The sequence below is a fragment of the Micromonospora sp. ANENR4 genome (assembly GCF_015354395.1).
GTDB classification, from domain to species: domain Bacteria; phylum Actinomycetota; class Actinomycetes; order Mycobacteriales; family Micromonosporaceae; genus Micromonospora; species Micromonospora aurantiaca.
The window spans coordinates 1-1,246 of sequence record NZ_JADKYQ010000041.1 but is presented as its reverse complement, the minus strand read 5'-3'; the positions used below and the strand labels follow the sequence as shown (position 1 = coordinate 1,246).

Annotated in this window: 1 protein-coding gene; it reads left to right on the top strand. The window is 68.5% G+C overall.

The genetic code is table 11. The annotated features are described in order from the left end of the window. Window positions 1-90: 90 nt before the first annotated feature. A complete protein-coding gene (locus IRY44_RS30410; protein WP_370585048.1) occupies window positions 91-1,209 on the top strand; it encodes an IS630 family transposase in 1,119 nt (372 codons plus the stop codon). The last annotated feature ends 37 nt before the right edge of the window (window positions 1,210-1,246 follow it).

The window sequence follows — 1,246 nt, the reverse complement described above, 5'->3', positions numbered from 1 at the left end:
CTAGTGCCGTGACCACGAACGTTCACGGTGTTGGATGACACGCCGTCGGGGGGTGCCGGCCGCAGGGTGTAGGTGGTTCAGGCTGTGTTGGTGGCAGAACCCGTTCGCGTTCGGCGGCTCAGTGACCAGGAGGGTCAGCAGCTGCTGAGGATCACTCGTAGAGGTACCGGCTCGCCGATTCGGTTACGGCGGGCGATGGTCGTGTTGGCATCGGCCGGCGGAAACACGGTGCCGGCGATCGCCCGGCTGGTGCAGGCCGACGAGGACACGATCCGGCAGGTCATCCACCGGTTCAACGAGATGGGGATGGCCAGCCTGGACCCTCAGTGGGCGGGTGGCCGTCCCCGCCAGATCAGTCCTGACGAAGAGCAGTTCATCGTCGAGACGGCCAACACCCGCCCCGAGAAGCTGGGGCGACCGTTCACCCGGTGGAGCATCCGCAAGCTCGCCGATCACCTGCGCCTGCATGCCACCCGCCGGGTCCGGGTGGGGCGGGAACGGCTGCGGCAGATTCTGCACCGACACAAGATCACCTTTCAGCGGACCAAGACGTGGAAGGAGTCCACCGACCCCGACCGGGACGTCAAGCTCGCCCGGATCGAGTACGTGAGCAGCCACTTCCCGCAGCGGGTGTTCGCGTTCGACGAGTTCGGCCCTCTGGTGATCCGTCCGCAGGCCGGCACCGGGTGGGTGCCCGCCGGGCACCCGCACCGGCTGCCCGCGAACTACCGGAAGCTGCACGGCGTCCGGCAGTTCCACGGCTGCTACAGCGTCGGCGACGACCAACTCTGGGGCGTCGTCCGGCGCCGCAAGAGCACCGCGAACACCCTCGCCGCACTCAAGTCGATCCGCGCCGCCCGCCCGGACGGGGCACCGATCTACGTGATCCTGGACAACCTGTCCGCGCACAAAGGCCGCACGATCCGCACGTGGGCGGCCCGGAACAAGGTCGAGCTCTGCTTCACCCCGACCTACGCCTCCTGGGCCAACCCGATCGAAGCCCAGTTCGGGCCCCTACGCACCTTCGTCATCGCCGGCTCCAACCACCCCAACCACCCCACGCTGACCCGGAAACTGCAGGCCTACCTACGGTGGCGCAACGCCAACGCCCGCCACCCCGACGTCCTGGCCGCCCAACGCCGCGAACGCGCCCGCATCCGCAGCGAACGACAACGACGCTGGGGCCAACCCACCACCCACGCAGCCTGACCCCAACACCGTGAACGTTCGTGGTCACGGCACTAGC